We start from the raw sequence: 22,841 nt of genomic DNA on the forward strand, positions 1-22,841 counted from the left end.
GTACGCGCCGCACCCGAGTGGTGCGGCTACCGGAAGTATCACCCCGAGCGCCGCGAGCTGCTACCAGATACTCACTGAAGCGCTACCAGATAGTCACGACACTGCTACCAAATAGCCGGTCGCAACAGCCAATTGTGCGCAAAAGGCCGGTGACCTCGGCAAATAGGCATTATGTAGCTTTAATTGGTCATAAAACGCTAAAAAACCTCAAAAATTACAGCACAATACATCGACTGTTCATGTTCTGTTTACCGTTTTCGCTAAAAGACCGTTAAGCCTCCACCGGAAGCCAGGCATAACCGAAGGGGCCCAGTTCGACTGGTCCTAAGTCCACGGCTTTTTCGGTGAAGTTGTGCAAGCACAATAATTCACCGCGCTGGAATCCCAGCACGCCCGCGTGGCCGGTCTCCACCGCCTCGAAAGGCGCGGTGCCGAGTTCCGGATGCGCCTTGCGTTGCTGGATGAGGCTGCGAACGCGGTGGAGGATCGAGGAGTCGTCGGCAAGCTGCTCCTCCACCGAAATACCAACCCCGCCAACGACGGGGCGGCGCGTCTGAGCGGATGTACTGAATCCTGCGCCCTCGCCCGGCTCCCACTGCATAGGAGTGCGTACAGCATCGCGGTCGGGCAGCTCGGGGGCGTCGTTCATGCCAACCTCATCGCCGTAATACAGGAAGGGCGCGCCCGGTAGCGTCATGAGGAGGGAATAGAAGAGCTCAATCTTGCGGTAGTCGTTGCCCAACAGCGGGGCGAGTCGCCGCGCGATACCCACGTGAGCGCGCATCTGATCATCCGGCAGAAAGTGCTCGTACATGATGGCGCGCTGATCCTCGCCAACCATCTCCAGCGTTAGCTCGTCGTGATTGCGCAGGAAGGTGCCCCACTGGCAGCCCTGGGGCAACTCCGGCAATTCCGCCATGATCTCGTAGACCGGTGTGGCGTCCCCCAGTGCAAGGGCCTGGTAGAGCCGCGGCATGACGGGGAAATTGAACACCATGTGGAAGCGATTGCCCGTGCCGTAGAACTCCATGGTGTCGTGCGGCGGCTGATTGGCCTCCGCGATCATGATGGCCTCGGGATAGTTCTCGTCAATGAAAGCGCGGATTCTTTCCACAAACTCGACTGTTTCCGGCAGGGACTCGCCGCCCAGCCCATCGCGCTCGTAGAGGTATGCAATGGCATCGAGGCGGAAGCCGTCCACGCCCTTGTCCAGCCAGAAGGAGAGGATCTTGAACACTTCCTCGTGGACCTTCGGGTTGTCATAGTTCAGGTCCGGCTGGTGCGAGTAAAAGCGGTGGAAGTAGTACTGCTTGCGCTCCGGATCCCACGCCCAATTCGAGGTTTCCGTATCGGTGAAAATGATGCGGATCTCTGGGTAGCGCAGGGGATCATCGCCCCACACGTAGTAATCACCGTACGGCCCTTCCGGATCGGTGCGCGAGGCCTGGAACCACGGGTGATCGGTGGAAGTGTGGTTGAACGCCAAGTCCGTCATCAGCCTCATGCCGCGCGCGTGGAGCTCGGCGACGAGCTCCTCGAAGTCCTCCATCGTGCCGTAATCCGGGTGGATGGAGTAGTAATCGGCAATGTCATAGCCATCATCGCGCAGCGGGGAGGCATAAAACGGGGAAAGCCACAGGCAGTCCACGCCGAGCCACTTGAGGTAATCCAACTTCTCAATAACGCCGCGCAGCGTGCCGACGCCTTCGCCGCGGGTGTCCTTGTACGAGCCCACGAGGGCCTGGTAGAAAATGGCGTTATCGTGCCAGGTCATCGGAGATCCTTCCGTTTAGCCCGCCACAGCAGAAACTCGGCCAGGCACAGCGTGCCTGCGAGGAGCCCCGGCCAGATTGCGGGGGAGGGGTGAAAAAGGTTGAGGACTGCCTGCACCAGCGCCAGGAACGCAAAGAAACCAACGAATCCCAGCGCGGTGTCCCACAGCAGAGCGCGGCGCATTAGGCCTTAACACCGCCGGCGGTGAGGCCGGCAACGATGCGGTGCTGGAAGATGAGCACCATGATGATCAGCGGAATCGTCACCAGCGCGCCCGCGGCCATGGTGGCGGCGTAGGGGTACTCGAAGGCCGAGGGGCCGGAGAAGCGCGCGATGGCCACGGTCACCGGCTCAGTAGCGGTGGTGGATAGCTGCTTGGCCAACATGAACTCGTTCCACGTCGTGATGAAGGCGATGATGGCGGTGGTAAACAGCGCCGGCGCGGCCAAGGGCAGGAGCACGAGGCGGAAGGCCTGGCCGCGGGAAGCACCGTCCACGCGGGCGGCCTCCTCCAACTCCCAGGGAAGCTGGCGGAAGAAGCTCAGCAGCGTATAGACCGTCAGCGGTAGCGCGAAGGAGATGTTCGGGATGATCATCGCGCGGTAGGTGCCGATCCATTCGAGGTTTCCAAAGAGCTGGAACAGCGGGGTCACCAACGCGATGGCCGGGAACATCGAGGCAGCCAGAATGATGCCGGTGACAATACCTTTGCCGGGGAAGTCGTAGCGTGCCAAGGCGTAGGCGGTAAACACACCGATAAGGACCGCCACCGCGGTCGTGACCAAGGAAATGATCAAAGAGTTCCCCAGCGCATTGAGGAAGTCATTGCCCTTGTCCGTGGCTAGGGCGTCCCGGAAGTTATCCAGGGTTACGTGCGTGGGCCACGGGGTGGTGTCGAAAGTATGGGACTTGTGCCGCAGGGCGGTGACGACCATCCAGTAGAAGGGCGCGAGCCCCCAGAACATGATGAAGAGGATGCCTAGGTAATGGCCGAGCTTTTTCATGACTTCTTCTCCTTCTTCTGGCGAGCAGTACCGGACACATCAGCGCCGAGGAAGCGAACGAGGATGAACGCGACGGTGAAGATGAGCAGGAAGATGAGGGTGGATAGCGCGGAGGCAGAGTTGAAGTGGCCCTGGCGCATGTCCTCCACCACCAACTGGGAAATGGTGGCCGTCGGGGAGTTGGAGGAGGCGGAGATCATGATGACCGGCAGGTCGTACATGCGCAGCGCGTCCAGCGTGCGGAAGAGGATGGCCACCATGAGCGCCGGGCGCACCAGCGGCAGGGTAATGGTGAAGAAGGTTTGGATGCGCGAGGCGCCGTCGACGCGGGCGGCGTCATAGACATCGCGCGGGATCATCTGCAGGCCGGCCAGGATGAGCAGCGCCATGAACGGGGCGGTCTTCCACACATCGGCGATGATGACCGCGAGGCGGGCATAAAACGGGTCCGTGGTCCACGCGATGTTCGAGCCGATGAGCGCGTTGATGATGCCGTCCGGCGCGAACATGAACTGCCACAGCTTCGCCGTCACCGCGGTGGGAATGGCCCAAGGCACCAGCACGGCCGCGCGCACGAGGCCGCGCCCGCGGTACTCGCCGTTCATCACCAGCGCCATGAACATGCCCAAGATCGTCTCCAGTGCCACCGTGACCACGGTGAAGAAGAGCGTGATTTTGAGCGCTGGCCAGAAATCGGTGGCGATGACGCCGTCCGGGCATGTGGTGGCCTGGCCGGTGGCAGACATGCATTTATTGGTGAGCCAGTACAGGTAGTTTTCGAGGCCTGCGAATGAGCCTTCCTCGAATACACCCGTAGTCGGGTTAAGCCGCTTGTTGCCCTGGAAGGACAACATCACAGCGCGCACGATGGGATAGCCGATGACCACGGCCAGCGCTATCAGCGCCGGTGCGATGAGCGCAGCGACGCGCAGATACTGTCTGCGGGGCTGCGCGGTAGGCGGTGCTCCAGCCATGCGGTGCCTGCCTTTCTGATTAATAGGGGGAGGGGTTTATCGGGGGTTGGGGAAAATCATAGCGGGTGGCTGAGACATCCTCTGTGCACGAGCACCCAGATCAAAGCCAGATCAAAGAAAGAGGCGCGGGCAAGTCTCGTGGACTTACTCGCGCCCCATTCACGCTGGGAGCATTAACCCTGCGCGGCTGCCTCGATGGCTGCCTTCATGTCCTTCGTTGCATCGTCGACGGACTTGCCCGCGGTCAATGCCGCGTAGGCGTTATCCTGCACGGCCTTGGAGATGGCGGTGTAGAACGGGGAAACCGGACGCGGTGCGGCGTTCTCCAGGGATTCCTTCAGGGCCGGAAGGTACGGGAACTCCTCCACCAGGGACTCATCGTCGTAGATGGAAGCCAGTACCGGCGGGAAGGAAGCCTCAGCGAAGGACTTCTGGTTCTCCTCGTTGATGATGAACTTCATGAAGTCCAGGGCCGTAGCCTTGTGCTCGGAGTTGATGTTGATGCCGTTGTTGTAGCCGCCGAGCGTGGAGACACCGACGCCGTCCTTGCCCACCAGCGGCTGGACCTCGAACTTGACGCCCTTTTCCTCAGCGTTGGTGTACATGTACGGCCAGTTGATGGCGAATGCGGTCTTGCCCTCGGTGAAGGCCAAGTTGGTCTCCTCCTCCGTCGTGGCGGTGGAGTCCTTGGAGATGGTGCCGTCTTCGTAGGCGTCGACAAGCGCCTGCAGGCCTTCCTTGGACTTGTCCGAGTCAACGGTCACGTTGCCCTCGTCATCCAAGATGGAGCCGCCCCAGCCCTCGATGAAGCCGGCGGTGTTGACGGTGAGGCCCTCGTACTGCTTGAGCTGGGTGGTCAGGCAGGAGCTATCGTCCTTGATGGCCTCGCAGGCAGACGCGATGTCCTCGAACTTCTCCGGAGCCTTGTCCGCCAACTCGGTGTTGCGGAAGAGCAGCTGGCCGTTGGTGTTCTGCGGCAGTGCGTAGAGGGTGTCGTTGTAGGTCGCGGATTCCACGGTGGGCTCCAGCAGGCCAGAGGTGTCAACCTCCAGGTCACCGGTCAGCGGTGCCAGCCACTGGTTTGCAGCAAAGTCCGCGGTCCAGACCACGTCGAGCGCCATGACATCGTAGTCGGAGTTGCCCGCTTGCAGGGACTGCACGAGGGTTTCGCGCTGAGCGTCGGCCTCGCCGGCGAGCTCCTTGAGCTCGACCTTCTCGTCCGGGTGCTCGGCGTTCCATGCCTCGATGATGGGGGTGATCTTGTCGGTGTCGTTCTTGCCCATGGCAAAGGTGATGGGCCCGCGGCCGCCACCATCGGTGGAGGAGGCATCGGAGCCAGCGCTTGACGACGACCCCTCGTCGCCCGACGAGCAACCTGCCAAGGTCAACGCGAGTGCAGCGGTGGTGACGACTACGCCGCGGCGGACAGAACGCAGCGAGCTAGGGAGAAACGGCTTCTTCATGGAGTATTCACCTTTCGGAAAACTTCTGATGACTTCAAAATAGGGGATCATCCCCACAAGGCACGTGGTTTTGGCTTTTAATTCACTTCAAACGGGGGTGAAGCTACCCCTGTTAGTACTACTGCCTAAGCCTCGATACGCTGGCCGGTTTCCGGATCGAAGTGGTGGGCCTCGCGGGGGTTGAAGGTGAGGACGACGGTGTCGCCGCGCTGCGGAACGTTGTCGCTCGCGCGGGCAACGAAGCGCTGCTCACCCACCATGACGTAGACGAAGGATTCCGAGCCCAGCTCTTCCACGAACTCCACCGTTCCCTGGAAGCCCACCGGCCCCTTATTAATGAATAGCTTCTCGGGGCGAACGCCGACGCGGCCGCCGTTGTAGTCAAAGATATTCATCGAGGGGGAGCCGATGAAGCCGGCGACGAACTCGTTAGCGGGGGCGTCGTAAAGCTCGCGCGGTGGGGCGACCTGCTGCAGTTCGCCGTCTTTGAGCACGGCGACGCGGTCTCCCATGGTCATGGCCTCGACCTGGTCGTGGGTGACGTAGACGGTGGTGGTGCCGAGGCGCTGCTGGAGGCTGGCCAGCTCCGCGCGGGTTTGTACGCGCAGCTTGGCATCGAGGTTGGACAGGGGTTCATCCATGAGGAAGGCCTTCGGCTCGCGCACGATGGCGCGGCCCATGGCCACGCGCTGGCGCTGACCACCGGACAGGTCCTTGGGCTTGCGCTGCAGGTACTCCGTGAGCCCGAGGGTCTTGGCGGCTTCCTCGACCTTGGCTTTGATGTCTGCCTTGGGCATTTTGGCCAGCTTGAGGGAAAATCCCATGTTCTGGGCCACGGTGAGGTGCGGGTACAGCGCATAATTCTGGAAGACCATTGCGATATCGCGCTCGCCGGGCTCCAGCCCTGTGACGTCTTTGCCGTCGATGAGGATGCGGCCGCTGGAGACCGGCTCGAGTCCCGCGAGGGCGCGCAGGGTGGTGGATTTACCGCAGCCGGACGGTCCGACGAGGACCAGGAATTCGCCATCCGCAATCTCGAGATTGAGGTCTTTGACCGTGGGGTTCTCGGCGCGGGGATAGGTGATGCCGACGTTCTCAAAAGTGACCTTTGCCATGGACACACACTAGCACCCAGCGGCACGTGGATTAGGCTGGAATTCGCTATGAAGAAGTTCGCCCCGCTCCTCGCAGTGCTCTTGGTTGGTTGCTCTAGTACGGAATCTGCAGAGACTTTCACACCGCTAACAACTGTTTCCACTGGGACCGCTGACGCGTCTTCGACGCAGTCCACTTCGCCTTCCGCGGCTCAGCGCGATACCGTGTTCCGCGCTATTTTCGCCGACACCGTGGACTCATCTAAGGTCCGCTCACAGTTGGTGGACAACGGCAAGGTTGATCGCGCCACCATGCGCGCCAGCATGAAGCGGATGGGGCTGGACCTCTCGGATTCGGAAGCGCAAGAATACGGCGAGTGGGTGTGTAAGTGGGTCGCCCCGGAGATCCGCTACGTGCTGGTGACTGAAGGGAAACCAGATAGCCTCGGTGCGAAAGAGCGCGCGGACTACGACAAGCTGGTTGAGGATACCGTGTCCTTCCTAGCGGAGTCTCGGCAGATCTCCGTTACTCCTGAACAGGTAACCCATGCTTTGCCGCAAGCGGTCTTGACCACCTGTCTCGACGAGGCCACCGCACACACAATTCTGGCCAATCCGGACTACTTTTAGTTACTTCTAGAAGGCCACTGCTCGGCGGGTAACCTAGGGTGCATGACTGCACTTGATATGGACCGTATCCGCGAGGCGTTGAATGACGACTTCGCTGTCATCGATTTCACCGAGTCCACTGGCTCCACCAATACCGATCTCATGCAGGCGGAGAAGGTGGCTGATGGCACCGTACTGCTTGCTGACGAACAGGTGGCCGGCAAAGGCCGCTTGGGCCGCCAGTGGGTGAGCCCGGCGGGGTCGCAGCTTATCTTTTCCGCACTGATCCTCCCGGAGTCGCTAGAGCACCTTGGCACCCTGCCCCTGGCTGCCGGTTTGGCCGTGACCGACTCGGTCGATGGTGCGGTGCTCAAGTGGCCCAATGACGTGCACATCGATGGCAAGAAGCTGTGTGGCATCCTCGCGGAAGCCGGCCCGGTGGGGGAGGCTTTCAAGTCCGCTCCGAAGACTGAAGTCTCGAAGGCGGAGGTCAACAAGGCCGAAATCAACAAGGCCGAGATCAACAAAGCGGAAATCAACAAGGCCGAGATCAATAAGGCTGAGGTCGCGCCCAAGACTCAAGCCGCTAACCCGCCTTCAGCACGCGTGGTCGTGGGCATGGGCATCAATGTCACCCTGACCCGCGAGGAACTGCCCATCGAGGCCGCGACTTCGCTTGCGCTCGAAGGCCTTGATACCGACCGCACTGAGCTGGCCATCACCGTTCTGAAGAACCTGCGCCGCCGCATCACCCAGTGGGAGCAGCAGGACCCACAGCTCATGGCTGATTACCGCAAGGTGTGTTCTTCCATTGGCCAAGAGGTTCGCCTCGAAGCCCCGACGGGCGATGTGATCGGCACCGTCGAGGGCGTGGCTGACGACGGCCGCATCAACGTCGGCGGCGAGTACTACTCCGCCGGTGATGTCATCCACCTGCGCCCGGCTGATAAATAATCGCCCGCGCTGGGACATCCAAGCGTCGACCGGCGAGGCCTTCATAGAAGGCGCCGTGCTCGACACATGGCGCTATTCAAAAGGCATCTGTCAGAAGGCATTAGTCAAAAGGCGTCTTTGGGGTCAAAGACACCTTTTGGACGCCTCCACATGGCGTTTTCGGGGGCAAAGACGCCTTTTGACTGACGCCTTTTAGGAAATGCCATGTGCGAAGCCTTGGCTGGGCTTGCAAGGCCTGGGACGTGACGTCTTCTCAGCTGGGCAGCGAGAGCAGGAAGGTACCATGAGCCCCATGAACCTCATGCAGATGGGCCGCGGCGAGGTTGTTCGCGCGGACATGACCGCCCCGTTTCGCACGCTGCTCTTTCCTTTTCTAGAGCTCGTCGTGATTACTGGGGTGTGCTGGATCGCCATCGGCTGGTGTGACTATAACGGCGTTGACCTAGCGCTTCGCAATGGCCTAGTAGCTATATGGGCCTTGCTTGCCGTCTGGCGCTTTGTCCTGCCCCTCATCAAAGCCCGCCGCAAGCGTTTCATAGTGACCAACCTGCGCGTCATCGCCCGCGAAGGCAAGCGCGTTGATTCCATCCCACTCACCGATATCCGCGGTGCGCGTCGTCGCCGCGGTGGGATCTCGCTGGCACTTCACGGCTATGAGAAGCCGATGTATTTCCCCTCCATCCCCAAAGCAAAGCGCGTCGAAGACATCCTCAACGAGCAACCGGTCTGGGGCTAGCCCTTAATCTCCGTCGTATGCAGCTGCTGGTCCAGGTCCTCCGGCGCCAAGTTGGCGGAGCGGAACTCGTGGGTCAGCGGCAGACGCAGATCTAGGTCCGTGCCGGGGCAGAGCTCAATCGTGGCCTCATCCACCGTGTAGTCCAGCACGTGCCCGCCGGAGGTACGCGCAGCGTCGATGAAGTGCACGTGGCATCCGGGAACGGAGATTCCCTTCTCAAAGACCGGCGTGCGGAAACCGCCGATGACGCCCTCGACGTCGTCAAAGCGCAGCTCCTTGTCACCGCCCACCGCCTGCGCCATCGGCGGGTAGGGCTTGCTCTGCTTGACCACCGTGCGGGTCACCACGTTGCTGAACCGCCCAGAGATGCGCACCGCGTACATGAAGTTGGCGGAAGGCTCCACCTCATCGATGAATGCCGAAAGCTCCTCGCGCCTCAGACCCTTGGGTGCGGCCACCTTAATACGGGGGACGAAGTTCGTCGCCACCGCAAACGGCGTGCCCTGGTCCAAGTCAGCCACCGTCGCGGTGCCATCGCCGCGCAGCTGATAGCACACCCCGTCGAGGATGATCATCTCGCCGTCCAGCGCATCGAAGGTTCCGATACCGAAGTTGCCCTTGCCCAAGAGCTCACCGATGGTCATTTCGCCGTCGTAAATGCCATCCAACAGGGCGGTCATGAGGGAGTTCTGAAAGATGGTATGCCGGACGATCATGGCCCCAAGGCTAGTATTGGAAGAGTGAGTGAACAACACAAACCCCTCGTTACTGTTTATGGAGACGGCCAGCTTGCGCGCATGATGCAGCCGGCCGCCGCCGAGCTCGACATCCACCTGCGCGTGCTAGCCTCCGCGCCGGATAAGTCCGCCGCCCAGGTGATTTCGGACGTCGTTCTCGGTGACTATCACGATCTCGACGTGCTCACCGCCGCCGCAGAAGGCGCGGATGCAATCACCTTCGAGCACGAGCACGTTCCCACCGAGCACGTGCAGGCGCTCATCGCCGACGGCCTCAACGTCCAGCCCCAGCCTTCCGCCCTCCTCTACGCGCAGGACAAGCTGCTCATGCGCCAGAAAATGGCCGAGCTGGGCGCCCCAGTGCCGCGCTTTGCCGCCATCGAATCGGTGGAGGATGCGCGGGACTTCGCCGCGCTTGTCGACGGTTCCGTGTGCCTCAAAGCCCGCCGCGGCGGCTACGACGGCCATGGCGTGTGGTTCCCGTCCGCGGAGGAGCTGGAGCCGCTCGTCGCTAAGCTGCTTGCGGCCGATACCCCGCTCATGGCCGAAGAAAAGGTCAACCTCACCCGCGAGCTGTCCGTGCTCGTCGCCCGCCGTCCCTCCGGCGAGGTGAAGGTCTGGCCGGTCACCGAGTCCGTGCAACGGGACGGCATCTGCGCCGAGGCTTTTGCCCCCGCCCCGAACCTTTCGCCGGAGTTGACCGAGCGCGCCATGCAGGTGGGCATCAAGGTGGCCACCGAACTTGGCGTTACCGGCGTGCTGGCGGTGGAGCTCTTTGCCTTCGCCACGCAGCAAGACGCCGGATCCATCATTGCTTCCGCCTCCGGCGCGCCGGGCGCGGTTGTTGAGGAAGATATCGCCGTCAACGAGCTGGCCATGCGCCCGCACAACACCGGCCACTGGACTCAGGATGGCTGCGTGACCTCGCAGTTCGAGCAGCACCTGCGCGCCGTGCTGGACCTGCCGCTGGGCTCTACCGCAGCCCTGGCTCCGGTCACGGTGATGGCTAATGTGCTGGGCGCCGAAGAAGATCCGCAGATGCCCATGCCGCAGCGCGTTCGCGAAGTGATGGAGCGTTACCCAGAGGCGAAGATCCACCTCTATGGAAAGGACCACAAGCCGGGCCGCAAGATTGGCCACGTCAACGTTGTCGGTGAGGATGTGGCGGAAACCCGCCGCATCGCCCACGATGCCGCCCACTTCCTCGTCCACGCGCAGTGGGCTTAAGCCCGCAGCGAGCTTGAAACCTATTTACTAAGGAGAGTTTTATGGAACCACTCGTCGGCCTGATCATGGGCTCTGATTCCGATTGGCCCACCGTCAAGCCCGCCGCAGAGGTGCTCGCCGAGTTCGGCGTGCCCTTCGAGGTAGGCGTTGTCAGCGCGCACCGCACCCCGGAAAAGATGCTGGCTTATGCCAAGTCCGCGCACGAGCGCGGCCTCAAGGCCATCATCGCCTGCGCCGGTGGCGCGGCTCACCTGCCGGGCATGGTCGCCGCGGCCACGCCGCTTCCGGTGATCGGCATCCCGCGCGCGTTGAAGGATCTTGATGGGCTCGATTCGCTGCTCTCCATCGTGCAGATGCCGGGCGGCGTGCCGGTAGCCACCGTCTCCATCGGCGGAGCGAAGAATGCCGGCTTGCTTGCCGTGCGCATCCTCTCCGCGGGTGACCCGGCACTGGTGGACAAGATGGTGGCCTACCAAGAGAACATGGCCGCCGAGGTGGAGAAGAAGGACGAGAACCTGCGCTCCCAGCTCTTCGGTGAGTAATTAGCTGGGAAGCTCGCTTTTGAGATCGGGGTAGGACGCCTGCGCACCTTCTCCGGTGACGGCGTAAGCCCCAACTCGAGCGGCATAGGTGGCGGCCTCCACGAGTTCGTCGCCGTGGAGCAACCGGGCGCACAGCGCGCCGGCGAAGGCATCGCCCGCGCCCGTCGTGTCGACGGCGGTGACCTGCGGGGAGGGGACGTTGACAAGCTCAGCCCCTTCGGCCACGAGCGCTCCCCGCGCGCCCAGTGTGAGGACCACCGAGGCAAAGCCGGCCTCTGTTAGGCGCCGCGCCAGCTCCTCCGGCGTGCCCTCGCCGCTAAGGCCCAGCTGCTCCAGAATGAGCCCGGCTTCGTGCTCGTTGGCTAGCAGCGGATCGGCACGCAGGAGAGCTTCCTTTTCAACCTCGATGACCGGTGCGAGGTTAACCACGACCCGCCCTGTTGCCAGCTCGATGGCCTTGGCACAACCCTCCGCCGGAACCTCGCCTTGGAGCAGAATGAGTTCCGATTCGGTGATGGGGGAGGAGTGGGTGGTGACGAAGGGAGCGTCGACAAGCGCATTGGCCCCCGGCACCACGATGATGGTGTTTTCGCCCTGCTTGTCCACGGTGATGACCGCCAAGCCCGTCACCTCCTCGCTGGCTTCGACGTGCGTGAGGTCCACGCCGCTGGCCTGCAAGTAGTGCATCGCGGGCGTGGCATAAGCATCGTTGCCCACCGCGCCGACGAAGCTGACCTGAGCACCCAGGCGGGCGGCAGCGACCGCCTGGTTCGCTCCCTTGCCGCCCGCGGTGATGGTGCCGCCGCTGCCCAGCAGGGTCTCGCCCGGCTGCGGGTGCCGCGCGGTGTGGACCACGAGGTCAGCGTTGATGGAACCGACTACGCACATGCTCATGCTGACTAGTATGCACGCTAAGCTAGCGGGCATGCAGTTTCCGCTTCTGGTGTTGGGCGCGCGCGTGGAGGGCAGCGAGCCCGGCTCGCTGCTGCGCAGCCGCTTGGACCGCGCGGTGGTGCTGGCGCGCGTGCTGCCGGAGGAGCCGATCATCGTGTCCGGTTTCGGTGAGGCGGAACCAATGGCGCGCTACCTCATCGAGCGGGGTGTGGACCCAGAGCGGATTCGTGTGGAGCCGCTGGCTACCAGCACTAACGAAAACCTTGAGCGCGCCCACGCGCTGTGCCCGGACTATGACTATTTCCGCGTCGTGACCAATGACTTCCACGTGCTGCGCACCCGCCTGTGGGCCTGGCACCTGGGGATTCGGGTCCGCATGCATGGTGTTGGCACCCCGCGGAAAGATCGACCATGGAATTACCTGCGCGAGGTGGTGGCGACTCCTCATTCGCTGCTGCGCATTGTGTGGCGGCGGGTCGTCGCGCAGTGGCCTATGGACTAGGCGCCGAAGAACATGAGCACGATGGCGATGAGCCAAATGACAAACCAGTGGCGCTTTTGCGGCGTGGTTGGGTTGGCCTTCTGCTGCAGCGTCTTGAGGAAGTACCACGCTCCGGGCAGCGCGAAGCCGATGCCCATTGCCACATCGCCGTCAGTAATTCCGGTGAAGCCTACGAGGAGCGAGAACAGACTCAACAGCCCCTTGAAAAAGGAGAAGCTGTGGATCGTGCCTTCCATTGGCTGCTGGGCAGGGGCATGGTCAGGCAGCGGAGCTGGGGCGTAGGCGCGCTCCGGCTCGGCAAAGGGCTCTGCGATAGGTTCGGCAAAGGGCTCCACACTCGGCGCCTCATGCGAGTCAACGAAAGGGTTCGCCGAAGGCTTCGCGTCTGACTCGCGCGCGGGTTCCGCGAAAGGATTCGACCCACGGCCGGGGAGAGGTTTGTCCGGCTCCTCAAAAGGGTTGGAGTCAAAGGGATTGCTCATGTGGCTTAGCCTATGTCACCAGTGAGCCAAAGCCCGAATTAGAGCTTGGCCAACGCCTTCGTGATTCCTTCCTTGAGCGTTGCCTGCGATTGCTTCATTGGATGCGCAATCGCCCGCAGGCCCATGTACGCAATCTGGTCCGCCGCCCGGTTCAGCGGGTCGCCCGCATGCCCCAACACGCGGCGGATGGTCACCTCGCAGACTCCCTCCACGTCATGCCACGCCTGTTGGAAGCGCGAGCGCGAGCCCGAGGACAGCCCGCGCCACATGCCCCGCGAGCGCACCGCCTTCGAGCCCTTCTTCCGAATCTGCTCCACCGCTTCCAGAGCAGCTACTGAGTCCGACTCGATGATCGCCTTGGTTGCACCGACCTTGAGCAGGTATTTCAGCGCCAAGGTGAGGGATTCGAGCTCGAGCTCATCGGTGCTGGCCGTCGTCTCGCGCGTGCGCAACCGGTAGTCGCCATTGCTGGCCACGAAACACATGGAGCCCTTGAACACCGTGTCCGAGGAAGCGTCCGTGGCGATGCGCACTGTGGCCCCCTCGGGCCAGGAGGAGGCCGTCGAGAAGTTCGGCCACCAGTGCGCCTTCGGTGTGTCCACCTTTACTACTTGCTTCTTGCGCGGGGCCTCGCCTTCCTTCTTGGCGCGGCGCGCGGTGATTCCGGCCTGCTTGCGCCGCACGGAGCTGGCGCTTTTCGACGCCCTATTCTCCTCCGCAAAACTCCCCGTCACGGCATAGCCACGCTTTTCCAGCGCGGCCCGCAACCCCGCCTGCCGGCGCCCGGTGACGATCCACCTGCGTCCTCGGAGCCCCTTGGTGGCCTTTTCGAATTCGCGGACGGCCACCTCAACGATGTCGCCCTTTTTAATCTGGCCCTTGCGCACGAAGCGCGTCTTCTTGGTGTTGACGGCGATGACCCAGCCGTCGACAGTTCCGTTTTCGGCGGAATCCCAGCGCTCATCCCACAGCGCAATAGCCACATGCACGGGTGCTGAGATCATGTCTTTGGTGATCTTGCGCGTGCCGTAGGTGCGCGATTGCGTGCCCGTCAGGGCGGAGAGCTCGAGTGGTTCCATCCCCTTTAGTAAACCATTTCATTGCTGTGCTGTAACGCTCGGGCGTCTAGTGCAACATACTCAGTGAGCCCATTAGCATTCTGGAGTTTTATTAGTGTCTGTCCTTACCTTGCCTGGTTCGCGTAAGCGGGAGTTCTCCCGCCTGTTTCGCGAGCATTACCCGGCGGTGCTGGCGTATCTGCGCCGCCGCGTTCCACCGAGCCACGCCGAAGAGCTGGCTGCCGACGTCTTCGAGCGGGCCTGGTCCGGCTTCGACTCCTTGCGCGGCACGCCGCTGCCGTGGCTCTATGGCATCGCCCGCAACGTGATGCGCGAGTTCTACCGCACCCGGCGGGAGACGGAGAACCTCGATGACCATGAGCTGGAATCCTATGCGGGCTATGACGCCGTCGATGCCAACCTCGACATCACTCGCGCGCTGATGCAGCTTCCGCACGCGGAGCGCGAGATTCTTACGCTCCACGCCTGGGAGGGACTCGATCACCCCGATATCGCCGAGGTCCTCGGCATTTCCCGCAATAACGTGCGCGTTCGCCTGCACCGCGCGCGTACCCACCTTTCCGAACTCACAGGAGAAACCGATGCCTAGCTCTCTCGATATGCTCCGCGCCGCCAACCCCGTTCCTGACACAGCGCTTGACGACGCCTCCCTCGCCCGCTCCGAAGAGACCCTCGCAAAGATAACGAAGGGCCGGCCCACGTGGACAATAGCGGCGGCTTCCGTCGCGGTGCTTGCGCTCATCGGTGGTGCCTTCCCGCTGCTCAATAACTCGGAGCCCGTGGCCTCGGCCGCGGAGATTCTGACCCAGGCCGGCGAGGCAGCCGCAACCCAGCCCGATGCCGTGGATAAGGGCGTGACCGCGAAGGAATACATGAAGCGCGTCGACACGCTTGGCGATGCCACGGCAATCACCGAGTATGCGGTGGGTGCCGGTGGCGCCGTTGAGGTCTCCTCGCAAGGCGAAGTGCCGGGTTTTGATCCGCAGCCCTCCATCAACCCGGAGGAGCTCGTCGTTGCGACCGATCGCGCCGGGTTGGAGAAGCTGGCGGATTCCTTCCCCAACCGCGCGCTGGGCGCGCTGGAGCTGCTGCTCCAACCGGGTCTGAGCAGCGAGCAGCAAAAGATTGCTTATGACATGTTGGCGGATGCGGAAGGCAATGAGGTCGGCACCGTCGAGGGCGAAGGCGAGGACCAGCTGGTGACCGTGATTCGCGATGCTGATCGCGTCTCCTTCTCCGTCCTGCCCGCCACCGGCCAGCTCGTGCGCGTAGTCGGCCTGGTAGGGCCGGACGTGGAAACCACCATCGACGCCACCGCCATCTTGGACTGCGTGTCCGTGACGGGGCTGGAGGGCCCGGACCGTATCTCGCTGGCCTGTGCGGATAATAACTACCTGGTCAACGAGTTGGACTGGCAGCGCTGGGGAGACGATTCCGCGGAGGCAGACGGCGTGGCCGTCGAGAATGACTGTGACCCCAATTGCGCGGAAGGCACCTTCAATGAGGATCGGGTGAAGGTGGTCGTCGACAAGCGCGTGGCCTGCGGCTACCACGCCGAGGTCTACTCCCGCGTGCGCGTGCAGTACCCGGATGGGCGCGAGGAAGAGCAGCAGATTGGCTGCGCGCCCTAGGTAAGTTCTTAGGTAAGTTGGCGCAGGGCGAACTGGCCGTACATATCACCCAAAGCCTCGGCGGTGTAGTCACCGTCGGGGCTAAACCATTGGGCGACGCCGATGCCCATGTCGATGAGCGCCCAGCAGGCGATTTTGAGGTTTTCGGCGTGGAAGTCGCCCTCGTTGACCACGGCCATCCAGCGGGCGACATAATCGCGGCGCAGCTGCAGGACGACGGATTTGTGGGGCTCTTCGAGGTTGGTGAGCTCGTTGTTGACCACGCGGACGCGCCGGGCGTGGGTGGCGTGGTAGATGACGTGGGCTTTCATAGTGGCAACGAGCTTGTCGCGGGGGTCTTTCAGCCCTGCGAGGCAAGCGGCGTTGGCGCGAAGGAGGTCCTCCATGGCGGTGATGGTGACTTCGGCGAGAAGCTCCTGCTTGGAGGAGAAGTGGTTGTACAGGCTGGAGGCGCGCATGCCGACGGCTTTGGCGATGTCCTCCATGCCGGTGGCGTGGTAGCCACGCTGGTCAAAGAGGTCGAGTGCGGCGGCGGCGATTTGGTCGCGGCGTCTCTGGTTGGCCATGGTGGGCGTCCTCCTCATCGAGCTAATGGCGGTTAGTATACCCGGTGCTGTGGGGTGGGGGAGAACGTGTGCTTTCGGACAGTGTGGTTGCTCTTGGCGGACTTGACAGAGGGAGAGAGTCAGGTCACAATTAACGCTAATCGTCATTCGTATTGCCTGTTTGTTGGAGAATTTACTATGTCCCACAACCTCTTCGAGCCCACCACTGACTTCCTGGGCGTTTTTGACAACCTCTCTGAGGTCGATGCTGCGGGGTGGAAGCGAGCTGCTCGTTTCCGCGAGTACTCGGCTCCGGTGATTAACCAGCATTGGCAGGCTGCGGAATACCCGCTGGACTTGGTTCAGCGTTTGGGGGAGCTGGACGTGATGACTGATGGCTTGGCGGTTGAAGGCCACGAAGAGATGTCCACGCTCGGTGCTGGCTTGGCGCTCATGGAGGTCACACGTGCGGATGCCTCGATGGGCACGGTGATTGCGGTGCAGGCGGGGCTGGCTATGCGCTCTATTTCTATGTTGGGTTCTCCGGAGCAGCAGGCTTCATACTTGCCGAAAATGGCTTCGTGCTCGCTGCTTGGGGCTTTTGGGTTGACGGAGCCGGCCCACGGTTCGGATTCGATTGCCTTGGAGACCACCGCGGTGCGCGATGGCGATGAGTGGGTCCTGAACGGCGAGAAGAAGTGGATTGGTAATGGTGCTTCCGGTGGCGTCACGATCATCTATGCGCGCATGGAGGATGGCAACGTTGGCGGTTTCATTGTTCCGCAGGAGGCCCCCGGTTATTCGGCATCCGTGATTGAGGGCAAGCTTTCGCTGCGGGCTATCCACCAGGCGCACATTACGTTGACCGACTGTCGTATCCCCGCCGCCAACCAATTGCCGGGTTGTCGCAGCTTCAAGGATGTTTCCCGCGTGCTGACTGCTACACGCATTGGTGTGTCCTGGATGGCGCTGGGTTCGGCGGTGGCCTGTTATGAGATTGCCCGCTCGTATGTGCTCGAGCGCGTCCAGTTTGGCCGCGAGCTGGCGAAGGCGCAGATCATTCAGCAGCGCTTGGCCAACATGGTCCTCGATTTGAGCCAGATGATGCTGACCTGCCGTGAGGTCTCATTACGAGAAACCGCAGGTACGTTGCTGCCGGAGCAGGCCTCGGCGGCGAAGCTCCACAACACGCGTGCTGCTCGCCGTATCGCCTCCGATGCTCGTGACATGCTTGGCGGGGTTGGCATTTTGCTGGAGAACGACATCGCGCGCCACTTCGCGGACATCGAGGCCATGCACACCTACGAGGGCACGGATACAGTGCAGTCCCTCATTATGGGCAAGAAGATTACGGGCTTCTCGGCCTACAAATAGCGCTTCGAAGTGGCCCCTATTTCACCATGCCCATCTTTTCCCCACTACCGCGGCCCCTCTAGGTTCGAGTCCTAATGGGGAGGCTACTGCTGGAACCGCCGTGAGCGGTCGCAGATGGTTCTGCTCATAAGGCATTAGCGAGAAGGTTTGTTTGGGGGCAAACGAACCTTCTTTGTGCTGTTAGAAGGTTTACTTGGGTGCAAACGAGCCTTTTGACTAGAGACTTCTGAGTGAAGCCTTGTGAGTGGAACCTTGTGGATTACTTTGTTGAAGGATCAGCCAATTCGATGGATGAGTTGAAGTTATCCACAGGCGGGGAATCGACCGTAGCTTTTGAGGGCTGGAAGCCACGATGATGGAAGCATGATTGACGATTCACACCTCATTTACCTACGACCCCTTTCGAACAACCACCCCGTGTGGAAACAGATTGCTTCAGGTGAACTTATTCGCCTCACCTCGCGTTACGCTATAAACAGCGAGTACTATTCAACTCTTCCTTACTATCAACGCCATCTCTTTGACATCGTTGCCTTCGGACGTAGCGCGCATCGGTCAGTTCTCGTGGAAAGATCTGCGGCCAAACTGTTGGGCTTGTGGACGCTGTCGTCTCGGGACGCACAGGTTGTTCTAGCACGGCAATCCAAAACAGTTCCGCCGCGACGGCAATGGGATAGTAAGGTGATGTACCGAAAAATGTGGCTGCCAACCTCAGACATTATGGAGCGCTTCGGGCTTCGGTGCACGTCGGTTGCGCGCACCTGCATCGACGTCGCACGGCTTGCGACGTTTGAGGAAGGGTTGATGGCTGTCGACTCCGCTTTGCGCAAACGACTCGTTAGCGTTGACGAATTACGGTCAATGATCACGGCAATGGGCCGTGTAAAAGGTGCAGCTCAAGCTAGGAGAGTAGTTTCGCATGCCACCACCCTCGCCGAATCTCCCTATGAGTCCTTTGCTCGCGGCATGTTGATTGTGGAAGGCCTAGGAAAGAAACTCGTGGTTCAGCCAGAGCTTCAGGGTGGGTATCGGCCGGACTTGTTTATCAACGGCAAAATCATCATGGAAATAGACGGCGCTGTGAAGTACGACGGAGCGACCTACGGAAAATCTACCGAAGCGGTGATACGGGCTGAGCGGCAAAGAGAGAAATACCTTCAGAATCTCGGATACATCGTGTTGCGTTACTCACCACGGGATCTTCTCCAGAACCGAGAACGGGTTCTTAACGAGGTGCGCGGTGCGTTAAACACCGTGCAACCTCGTTCAGCCTAGCGAGACTCCTTGCCAGCGCGAAAGCGCCGGCAGATGGTTTCATTCAGAAGGCATTAGTGAGAAGGTTTGTTTGGGGCAAACGAACCGTTTGTAAACGCCTAGATGGTTTACTTGGGTGCAAGTAAACCATGTGACTAATGCCTTTTGAGTGGAACCATGTGCAAGGCTAAAAGTTGTAAAGAGGATGCCCAGCTCAAACTTGCAAATGACCAGCATAAACCTGCCTGTCAATTGCCGGTCCAGGTCGCAAAGAACAAGGAGAAACCCCGCTCCGAAAAAGGGAGCGAGGTTGGGAAGCGGAAGCGGCCGAGGCTAGTTGTTGAGGGGCTTGCGGGTGGCTGCCATGTGCTTGGCGCGCTCCACGTTGGCCGGGAGGAGGACCAGTGGCACGTCGTACTCCACTTCGCGCTCGCAGAACTCGGTGAAGCTCAGCGAAACCGGGGTTGTATTGGAGTCGGGAGCAGCGGAGGTGGAGCTGGGAGCGGTGTACATCTCGGCGAGCTTGGCCACGATGACGTGGTCGTTCTCGGTGGTGCCGTCGATGGGCCAGTCGCGGTCCAAGGCGGGGGAGCCGGAGTACATCTCGATAGAAGCGTCCGCGGGCGGGGTGTAGGAGGCAGCCAGGTCGGCAGCTTCGCACAAAGCGCGGGCGAGGACGTGGTCGAAGGACATGAGCACGACGTCATCGGAGGAGAGGAAGCCAGCCTTTTGCGCTTCGAAAGCCGAGGAGAAGTTGCGGGCCGAGGCGATGAAGTCGAAGGCCTTCTGGTGATAGTCTTCTACACCGGCCGCCTTGAGGCGCTCCAGCGAAGAGATGGTTCCCGTCCAGCCGGGGTACAAGCCCACGGTGCGCTCCGGGAAGCCGAGGCGCGTATCGGCGTGCGCCACGATGCGGTCGCAGGCCAGCGCAGTTTCAAAGCCACCGCCCAAGGCCACGCCACGCACAGCTGCCACCACGGGGACCGGAGCGAACTTGAGTGCACGCAGGGTCTTCGAGCCATCCGCAATCAAAGATTCGACGCGCGAAGCAGAACCCGATTCGCCCGCAGCCGCAATAGAAGCCAGGTCCGCACCCGCGCAGAAGACCGGCTTGTCGTTGCTGATAACCAGCGCGACAAGGTTGGAGGAGGATACAGCGTCGAGAGCAGCGCGAATAACCTCGAGGGCTGGAGTCGGCATGGAGTTCATCGGCGTGTGCAGGTCGATGATGCCAATGCGCCCAGCAGACGTGGACACCGCGTGAACCGCGCCCGCGTCCAGAGACACGATGGTCTCCTTCTCAAGAGAAGCCAAGGTCACCACACCTTCGCGCGGCGCGAGCTCCTGGCGCGAACCGGTAGAGGAGAGCACCGAGCCCTCGCCGTAGAAGCCACCCGCCGAAGCAGCGGCCGAGACCAGGGAAGGAACATCGGAGCCGTAGGCGGAGGCGACGTGGTCGATTCCGATGGCGTCGGCAAGCGCGAAGATGCCCTTCTTCCAGCCGAAGCCCAAGGTCAGGCCCTCGTCGATGAGGCCCACGTGCTCCGCAATGGAGGACGCGACCTCGCAGCAATACGCCAGCGTGTCGAGGAAGACCGCGCGGGCGAAGCGGCCGCCGGGGGAGTCGGTGTCCATGACCTCGCGGGGGTCTTTGAGCCCCACGACGGGATCAGACAACGTCGAGCGGGGTACGTACTCGTAGGACTCAGAAATGACCTCGTTTCGGCCGCGGTAAAAGCCGCCCTCACCCGTGCGGCCGGTCAGCCCGCGAGATACGAGGCCCTCGATGAAGGGATCATCGCCGAGCGGAACGTCCAGGAGCGGATCGCCCTCGGGGAGGGCGGTCTCCAGAGACTTCCAAATCGGCTTGACCAGCTGGAGACCGATGTAGTCGAGCAGGCCAAAGATGCCGGTGCGGGGGATGCCGAAGGCGCGGCCGAAGGAGGCGTCGGCAAGCTCGTAGCTCACGTCGAACTCGCGGGCGCGGGCCACGCCGGCGGCCATCCAGTAGCAGCCCACGCGGTTGGCAATAAAGCCCGGGGTGTCGCGGCATTCGAGCGCAATCTTGCCCAGGGTTTGCTCGATGGTTGTGCGCAGTGCCGCCTCCGTGGGGCCGGAGGCGATGAGCTCCACAAGGCGCATGATCTTCGGCGGGTTGAAGAAGTGCGTGATGGCGAACTTATCGCGGCGGGCCTCCGGAACGCCCTCAAGAAGAGAGGCTAGCGGCAGGGTTGAGGTATTCGAGCTCAACAGAGCGTCCGCGGGCAAATGAGGCTCGATGGCTTGGTAGAGAGAGTGCTTGGCGCCCAAGTCCTCGAAGATGGCCTCGATGACCCACTCGCGGTCCTCCAGCAGGGCGTAGTCATCGCTGGCGCGCACGCGCTCGGCGAACTCCGGCAGGTGGAAGCCCTTGCGCTTGAGCTGGATCTCGACGCCCTTTTGGGCGCCCTCCGCATTCTGGTCCAGCAGCACGACGTCCATGCCCGCCGACGCACACAGCGCGGCGATGCCCGAACCCATAGAACCTGCGCCGATGACGGCTACCTTGGTGATGCTCATTTACTTCGCTCCATTCTCAATAATCATGGCGATTCCCTGACCGCCGCCGATGCACATGGTGACCAGGCCATAGCGCTTGCCCTGGCGGCGCAGCGCATAAGCCAGCTTGGTGAGCAGGATGACGCCCGTGGCGCCAACCGGGTGGCCGTGTGCAACGGCGCCGCCGTAGACGTTCGTCTTCGCCGGGTCGAAGCCCAGCTGGTCCTGCACGGCGATGGCCTGGGCAGCGAAGGCCTCGTTGGATTCGATGAGGTCGATGTCCTCCAGTTTCAGCCCGGCCTTCTCCAGCGCCTTCGGGACGGCAGCGATAGGGCCGATGCCCATACGCGTCGGGTCCACGCCCGCGATGGACCAGGACACAATCTTCGCCAGCGGGTTCAGGCCACGCTTGGTCACTTCCTCCGCGGTGGCGAGCACAGCGGCCGCCGCGCCATCGTTGATGCCGGAGGCGTTGCCGGCAGTGACGGTTCCGTCCTTAACAAAGACCGGCTTGAGCTTCGCCAGCTTCTCGACGTCCGTCTCTCGCACCGCCTCATCAAAGTCCAGCTCGCCGACGGGGACGATTTCTTCCGCGTGGACGCCTTCCGCGCGGGCCTGGGCGGCCCGCTCCTGGGACTCGGCGGCGAACTCGTCCTGGCGCTCGCGGGAGATGTTGTTATCGGCGGCGACGTTTTCTGCGGTCACGCCCATGTGGCCGGTGCCGAAGGGGCAGGAGAGCGCGCCGGTGAGCCAGTCATAGAGTTTGCCGTCACCCATGCGCTTGCCAAAGCGTGCGCCTTCGACGGAGTAGGGTGCGTTGCTCATGGATTCCGCGCCGACGGCCAGCGCCAGGGAGCCGTCGCCAGTCTGCAGAAGCTGGGCCGCGCTGATGACGGCCTGGACTCCGGAGCCGCACAGGCGGTTGACGCCCATCGCAGTGGAGGAGTCCGGCATGCCGACGTTCTTGGCAATGGCGCGTGAGAGGTAGAGGTCCTTCGGCACGACGGGCATGACGTTGGAGGCCACGGCGGTATCGAGGTCTGCACCAGTAAGCCCCGAACGCTCAATAGCTGCTTCGGCGGCAAGCGAACCGAGCTCGGTAAGGGAAAGGCGGGCCAGGCTACCGCCGAATTTTCCGATGGGCAGGCGTGCGGCGCCCGCGATGTAGATGTCTTGGGGCATGAGCTCCTCCATAGGTTTAACGAATCACCATTAGTTAACTCGGTATCCTAGGTCACTTTTTCGCCGCGTGCAACGGAGCTCCACTGGAAAGTGTGTGAGGGGCTGTAGTTATGGCATGGGTGTAACGTGCGCCACCCCCGCGTTGTTTACAGATTGTTCAACAACCCTTATGCTTTCACCATCGTTAAATGCGACCTTCGTCACGAAAGGTGCCCAACAATGAGCTTGGAATCAACCAATTCCTCCG

At 61.9% G+C, this 22,841-nt stretch carries 23 protein-coding genes; 10 read left to right on the top strand and 13 right to left on the bottom strand.

Going from position 1 to position 22,841, the window contains the following annotated elements:
- Nucleotides 1-271 precede the first annotated feature (271 nt).
- The 6 genes from treS to ACUY3D_RS01665 all read right to left on the bottom strand — a co-directional run bounded on the left by treS (nt 272) and on the right by ACUY3D_RS01665 (nt 6,329).
- Nucleotides 272-1,774 (bottom strand): maltose alpha-D-glucosyltransferase, encoded by a 1,503-nt coding sequence (gene treS / locus ACUY3D_RS01640; RefSeq protein ID WP_070531058.1) that lies wholly within the window; start codon nt 1,772-1,774, stop codon nt 272-274.
- The gene (locus tag ACUY3D_RS01645; protein WP_070531056.1) at nt 1,771-1,956 is read right to left on the bottom strand and encodes a hypothetical protein; all 186 of its coding nucleotides are present in this window, start codon (nt 1,954-1,956) and stop codon (nt 1,771-1,773) included. Before ACUY3D_RS01645 ends, treS begins: the two co-directional genes overlap by 4 nt.
- The gene (locus tag ACUY3D_RS01650) at nt 1,956-2,777 is read right to left on the bottom strand and encodes a carbohydrate ABC transporter permease (RefSeq protein WP_070564882.1); all 822 of its coding nucleotides are present in this window, start codon (nt 2,775-2,777) and stop codon (nt 1,956-1,958) included. Before ACUY3D_RS01650 ends, ACUY3D_RS01645 begins: the two co-directional genes overlap by 1 nt.
- Complete coding sequence (locus tag ACUY3D_RS01655; protein WP_144675579.1) at nt 2,774-3,751, bottom strand: carbohydrate ABC transporter permease; 978 nt, start codon at nt 3,749-3,751, stop codon at nt 2,774-2,776. Before ACUY3D_RS01655 ends, ACUY3D_RS01650 begins: the two co-directional genes overlap by 4 nt.
- A gap of 173 nt (nt 3,752-3,924) precedes the next feature.
- Nucleotides 3,925-5,214 (bottom strand): ABC transporter substrate-binding protein, encoded by a 1,290-nt coding sequence (locus tag ACUY3D_RS01660; protein WP_070597163.1) that lies wholly within the window; start codon nt 5,212-5,214, stop codon nt 3,925-3,927.
- 125 nt (nt 5,215-5,339) lie between these two features.
- The gene (locus ACUY3D_RS01665; protein ID WP_143335836.1) at nt 5,340-6,329 is read right to left on the bottom strand and encodes an ABC transporter ATP-binding protein; all 990 of its coding nucleotides are present in this window, start codon (nt 6,327-6,329) and stop codon (nt 5,340-5,342) included.
- A gap of 48 nt (nt 6,330-6,377) precedes the next feature.
- On the opposite strand from ACUY3D_RS01665, the gene ACUY3D_RS01670 reads away from it, so the two are divergent.
- The 3 genes from ACUY3D_RS01670 to ACUY3D_RS01680 all read left to right on the top strand — a co-directional run bounded on the left by ACUY3D_RS01670 (nt 6,378) and on the right by ACUY3D_RS01680 (nt 8,607).
- On the top strand, nt 6,378-6,938 hold the full coding sequence (locus ACUY3D_RS01670) for a hypothetical protein (RefSeq protein ID WP_448240204.1): 561 nt from the start codon (nt 6,378-6,380) through the stop codon (nt 6,936-6,938).
- A 42-nt stretch (nt 6,939-6,980) separates the two neighbouring features.
- The gene (locus ACUY3D_RS01675) at nt 6,981-7,871 is read left to right on the top strand and encodes a biotin--[acetyl-CoA-carboxylase] ligase (protein ID WP_448240205.1); all 891 of its coding nucleotides are present in this window, start codon (nt 6,981-6,983) and stop codon (nt 7,869-7,871) included.
- Between the two features lie 292 nt (nt 7,872-8,163).
- Nucleotides 8,164-8,607, top strand: a complete 444-nt coding sequence (locus ACUY3D_RS01680; RefSeq protein ID WP_070563943.1) for a hypothetical protein — start codon at nt 8,164-8,166, stop codon at nt 8,605-8,607.
- On the opposite strand, the gene budA is transcribed toward ACUY3D_RS01680, so the two are convergent.
- The gene (budA, locus tag ACUY3D_RS01685) at nt 8,604-9,323 is read right to left on the bottom strand and encodes an acetolactate decarboxylase (RefSeq protein WP_070563946.1); all 720 of its coding nucleotides are present in this window, start codon (nt 9,321-9,323) and stop codon (nt 8,604-8,606) included. The two genes, ACUY3D_RS01680 and budA, sit on opposite strands and share 4 nt — an antisense overlap.
- Here budA and ACUY3D_RS01690 point away from each other — a divergent pair.
- A complete protein-coding gene (locus tag ACUY3D_RS01690; RefSeq protein ID WP_070563949.1) occupies nt 9,309-10,571 on the top strand; it encodes a 5-(carboxyamino)imidazole ribonucleotide synthase in 1,263 nt (420 codons plus the stop codon). The genes budA and ACUY3D_RS01690 overlap by 15 nt on opposite strands.
- A gap of 41 nt (nt 10,572-10,612) precedes the next feature.
- Entirely contained in the window at nt 10,613-11,113 is a 501-nt protein-coding gene (purE, locus tag ACUY3D_RS01695) for a 5-(carboxyamino)imidazole ribonucleotide mutase (protein WP_070563952.1), read from the top strand.
- On the opposite strand, the gene ACUY3D_RS01700 is transcribed toward purE, so the two are convergent.
- Nucleotides 11,114-12,007: a ribokinase gene (locus ACUY3D_RS01700; RefSeq protein ID WP_448240206.1), complete on the bottom strand. Its 894-nt coding sequence runs from the start codon at nt 12,005-12,007 to the stop codon at nt 11,114-11,116.
- Nucleotides 12,008-12,038: 31 nt separating this feature from the next.
- Here ACUY3D_RS01700 and ACUY3D_RS01705 point away from each other — a divergent pair, with 31 nt between their 5' ends.
- Nucleotides 12,039-12,509 (top strand): YdcF family protein, encoded by a 471-nt coding sequence (locus ACUY3D_RS01705; RefSeq protein ID WP_448240207.1) that lies wholly within the window; start codon nt 12,039-12,041, stop codon nt 12,507-12,509.
- Here ACUY3D_RS01705 and ACUY3D_RS01710 read toward each other — a convergent pair.
- Both ACUY3D_RS01710 and ACUY3D_RS01715 read right to left on the bottom strand, forming a co-directional pair.
- Nucleotides 12,506-12,991, bottom strand: a complete 486-nt coding sequence (locus tag ACUY3D_RS01710) for a hypothetical protein (protein WP_448240208.1) — start codon at nt 12,989-12,991, stop codon at nt 12,506-12,508. The two genes, ACUY3D_RS01705 and ACUY3D_RS01710, sit on opposite strands and share 4 nt — an antisense overlap.
- 38 nt (nt 12,992-13,029) lie before the next feature.
- Nucleotides 13,030-14,070, bottom strand: coding sequence for a ribonuclease HI (locus tag ACUY3D_RS01715; protein WP_070624313.1), 1,041 nt, complete (start codon nt 14,068-14,070; stop codon nt 13,030-13,032).
- Nucleotides 14,071-14,164: 94 nt separating this feature from the next.
- Between ACUY3D_RS01715 and ACUY3D_RS01720 the strand changes: the two genes are divergently transcribed.
- Nucleotides 14,165-14,659, top strand: a complete 495-nt coding sequence (locus ACUY3D_RS01720) for an RNA polymerase sigma factor (protein WP_070521314.1) — start codon at nt 14,165-14,167, stop codon at nt 14,657-14,659.
- Complete coding sequence (locus ACUY3D_RS01725) at nt 14,652-15,701, top strand: hypothetical protein (RefSeq protein WP_448240209.1); 1,050 nt, start codon at nt 14,652-14,654, stop codon at nt 15,699-15,701. The genes ACUY3D_RS01720 and ACUY3D_RS01725 overlap by 8 nt, the downstream gene beginning before the upstream one ends.
- Before the next feature lie 8 nt (nt 15,702-15,709).
- On the opposite strand, the gene ACUY3D_RS01730 is transcribed toward ACUY3D_RS01725, so the two are convergent.
- A complete protein-coding gene (locus tag ACUY3D_RS01730) occupies nt 15,710-16,267 on the bottom strand; it encodes a TetR/AcrR family transcriptional regulator (RefSeq protein WP_070521308.1) in 558 nt (185 codons plus the stop codon).
- A 177-nt stretch (nt 16,268-16,444) separates the two neighbouring features.
- Between ACUY3D_RS01730 and ACUY3D_RS01735 the strand changes: the two genes are divergently transcribed.
- Both ACUY3D_RS01735 and ACUY3D_RS01740 read left to right on the top strand, forming a co-directional pair.
- Nucleotides 16,445-17,620 (top strand): acyl-CoA dehydrogenase family protein, encoded by a 1,176-nt coding sequence (locus tag ACUY3D_RS01735; protein ID WP_448240210.1) that lies wholly within the window; start codon nt 16,445-16,447, stop codon nt 17,618-17,620.
- 363 nt (nt 17,621-17,983) lie between these two features.
- Nucleotides 17,984-18,895, top strand: coding sequence for a type IV toxin-antitoxin system AbiEi family antitoxin (locus tag ACUY3D_RS01740; protein ID WP_083306381.1), 912 nt, complete (start codon nt 17,984-17,986; stop codon nt 18,893-18,895).
- 312 nt (nt 18,896-19,207) lie between these two features.
- Here the strand turns inward: ACUY3D_RS01740 and ACUY3D_RS01745 are convergent, their stop codons facing one another.
- Both ACUY3D_RS01745 and ACUY3D_RS01750 read right to left on the bottom strand, forming a co-directional pair.
- On the bottom strand, nt 19,208-21,433 hold the full coding sequence (locus ACUY3D_RS01745) for a 3-hydroxyacyl-CoA dehydrogenase/enoyl-CoA hydratase family protein (RefSeq protein ID WP_448240211.1): 2,226 nt from the start codon (nt 21,431-21,433) through the stop codon (nt 19,208-19,210).
- Nucleotides 21,434-22,594 carry an acetyl-CoA C-acyltransferase gene (locus ACUY3D_RS01750; RefSeq protein ID WP_070597175.1) on the bottom strand — a complete coding sequence of 387 codons (1,161 nt, stop codon included), beginning with the start codon at nt 22,592-22,594 and terminating at the stop codon, nt 21,434-21,436.
- Between the last annotated feature and the right edge of the window lie 247 nt (nt 22,595-22,841).

The sequence above is a fragment of the Corynebacterium guaraldiae genome (assembly GCF_053480195.1).

Excerpts from the sequence above, each read along its gene's own strand:
- ACUY3D_RS01715 (WP_070624313.1), bottom strand. The coding sequence starts at position 14,070 with ATGGAACCACTCGAGCTCTCCGCCCTGACGGGCACGCAATCGCGCACC.
- ACUY3D_RS01735 (WP_448240210.1), top strand. The coding sequence starts at position 16,445 with ATGTCCCACAACCTCTTCGAGCCCACCACTGACTTCCTGGGCGTTTTT.
- ACUY3D_RS01730 (WP_070521308.1), bottom strand. The coding sequence starts at position 16,267 with ATGGCCAACCAGAGACGCCGCGACCAAATCGCCGCCGCCGCACTCGAC.
- ACUY3D_RS01745 (WP_448240211.1), bottom strand. The coding sequence starts at position 21,433 with ATGAGCATCACCAAGGTAGCCGTCATCGGCGCAGGTTCTATGGGTTCG.
- ACUY3D_RS01750 (WP_070597175.1), bottom strand. The coding sequence starts at position 22,594 with ATGCCCCAAGACATCTACATCGCGGGCGCCGCACGCCTGCCCATCGGA.
- budA (WP_070563946.1), bottom strand. The coding sequence starts at position 9,323 with ATGATCGTCCGGCATACCATCTTTCAGAACTCCCTCATGACCGCCCTG.
- ACUY3D_RS01645 (WP_070531056.1), bottom strand. The coding sequence starts at position 1,956 with ATGCGCCGCGCTCTGCTGTGGGACACCGCGCTGGGATTCGTTGGTTTC.
- ACUY3D_RS01665 (WP_143335836.1), bottom strand. The coding sequence starts at position 6,329 with ATGGCAAAGGTCACTTTTGAGAACGTCGGCATCACCTATCCCCGCGCC.
- ACUY3D_RS01670 (WP_448240204.1), top strand. The coding sequence starts at position 6,378 with ATGAAGAAGTTCGCCCCGCTCCTCGCAGTGCTCTTGGTTGGTTGCTCT.
- ACUY3D_RS01675 (WP_448240205.1), top strand. The coding sequence starts at position 6,981 with ATGACTGCACTTGATATGGACCGTATCCGCGAGGCGTTGAATGACGAC.
- ACUY3D_RS01740 (WP_083306381.1), top strand. The coding sequence starts at position 17,984 with ATGATTGACGATTCACACCTCATTTACCTACGACCCCTTTCGAACAAC.
- ACUY3D_RS01690 (WP_070563949.1), top strand. The coding sequence starts at position 9,309 with ATGCCGGACGATCATGGCCCCAAGGCTAGTATTGGAAGAGTGAGTGAA.
- ACUY3D_RS01700 (WP_448240206.1), bottom strand. The coding sequence starts at position 12,007 with ATGAGCATGTGCGTAGTCGGTTCCATCAACGCTGACCTCGTGGTCCAC.
- ACUY3D_RS01650 (WP_070564882.1), bottom strand. The coding sequence starts at position 2,777 with ATGAAAAAGCTCGGCCATTACCTAGGCATCCTCTTCATCATGTTCTGG.
- ACUY3D_RS01680 (WP_070563943.1), top strand. The coding sequence starts at position 8,164 with ATGAACCTCATGCAGATGGGCCGCGGCGAGGTTGTTCGCGCGGACATG.
- ACUY3D_RS01660 (WP_070597163.1), bottom strand. The coding sequence starts at position 5,214 with ATGAAGAAGCCGTTTCTCCCTAGCTCGCTGCGTTCTGTCCGCCGCGGC.
- ACUY3D_RS01710 (WP_448240208.1), bottom strand. The coding sequence starts at position 12,991 with ATGAGCAATCCCTTTGACTCCAACCCTTTTGAGGAGCCGGACAAACCT.
- ACUY3D_RS01705 (WP_448240207.1), top strand. The coding sequence starts at position 12,039 with ATGCAGTTTCCGCTTCTGGTGTTGGGCGCGCGCGTGGAGGGCAGCGAG.
- purE (WP_070563952.1), top strand. The coding sequence starts at position 10,613 with ATGGAACCACTCGTCGGCCTGATCATGGGCTCTGATTCCGATTGGCCC.
- ACUY3D_RS01655 (WP_144675579.1), bottom strand. The coding sequence starts at position 3,751 with ATGGCTGGAGCACCGCCTACCGCGCAGCCCCGCAGACAGTATCTGCGC.
- treS (WP_070531058.1), bottom strand. The coding sequence starts at position 1,774 with ATGACCTGGCACGATAACGCCATTTTCTACCAGGCCCTCGTGGGCTCG.
- ACUY3D_RS01725 (WP_448240209.1), top strand. The coding sequence starts at position 14,652 with ATGCCTAGCTCTCTCGATATGCTCCGCGCCGCCAACCCCGTTCCTGAC.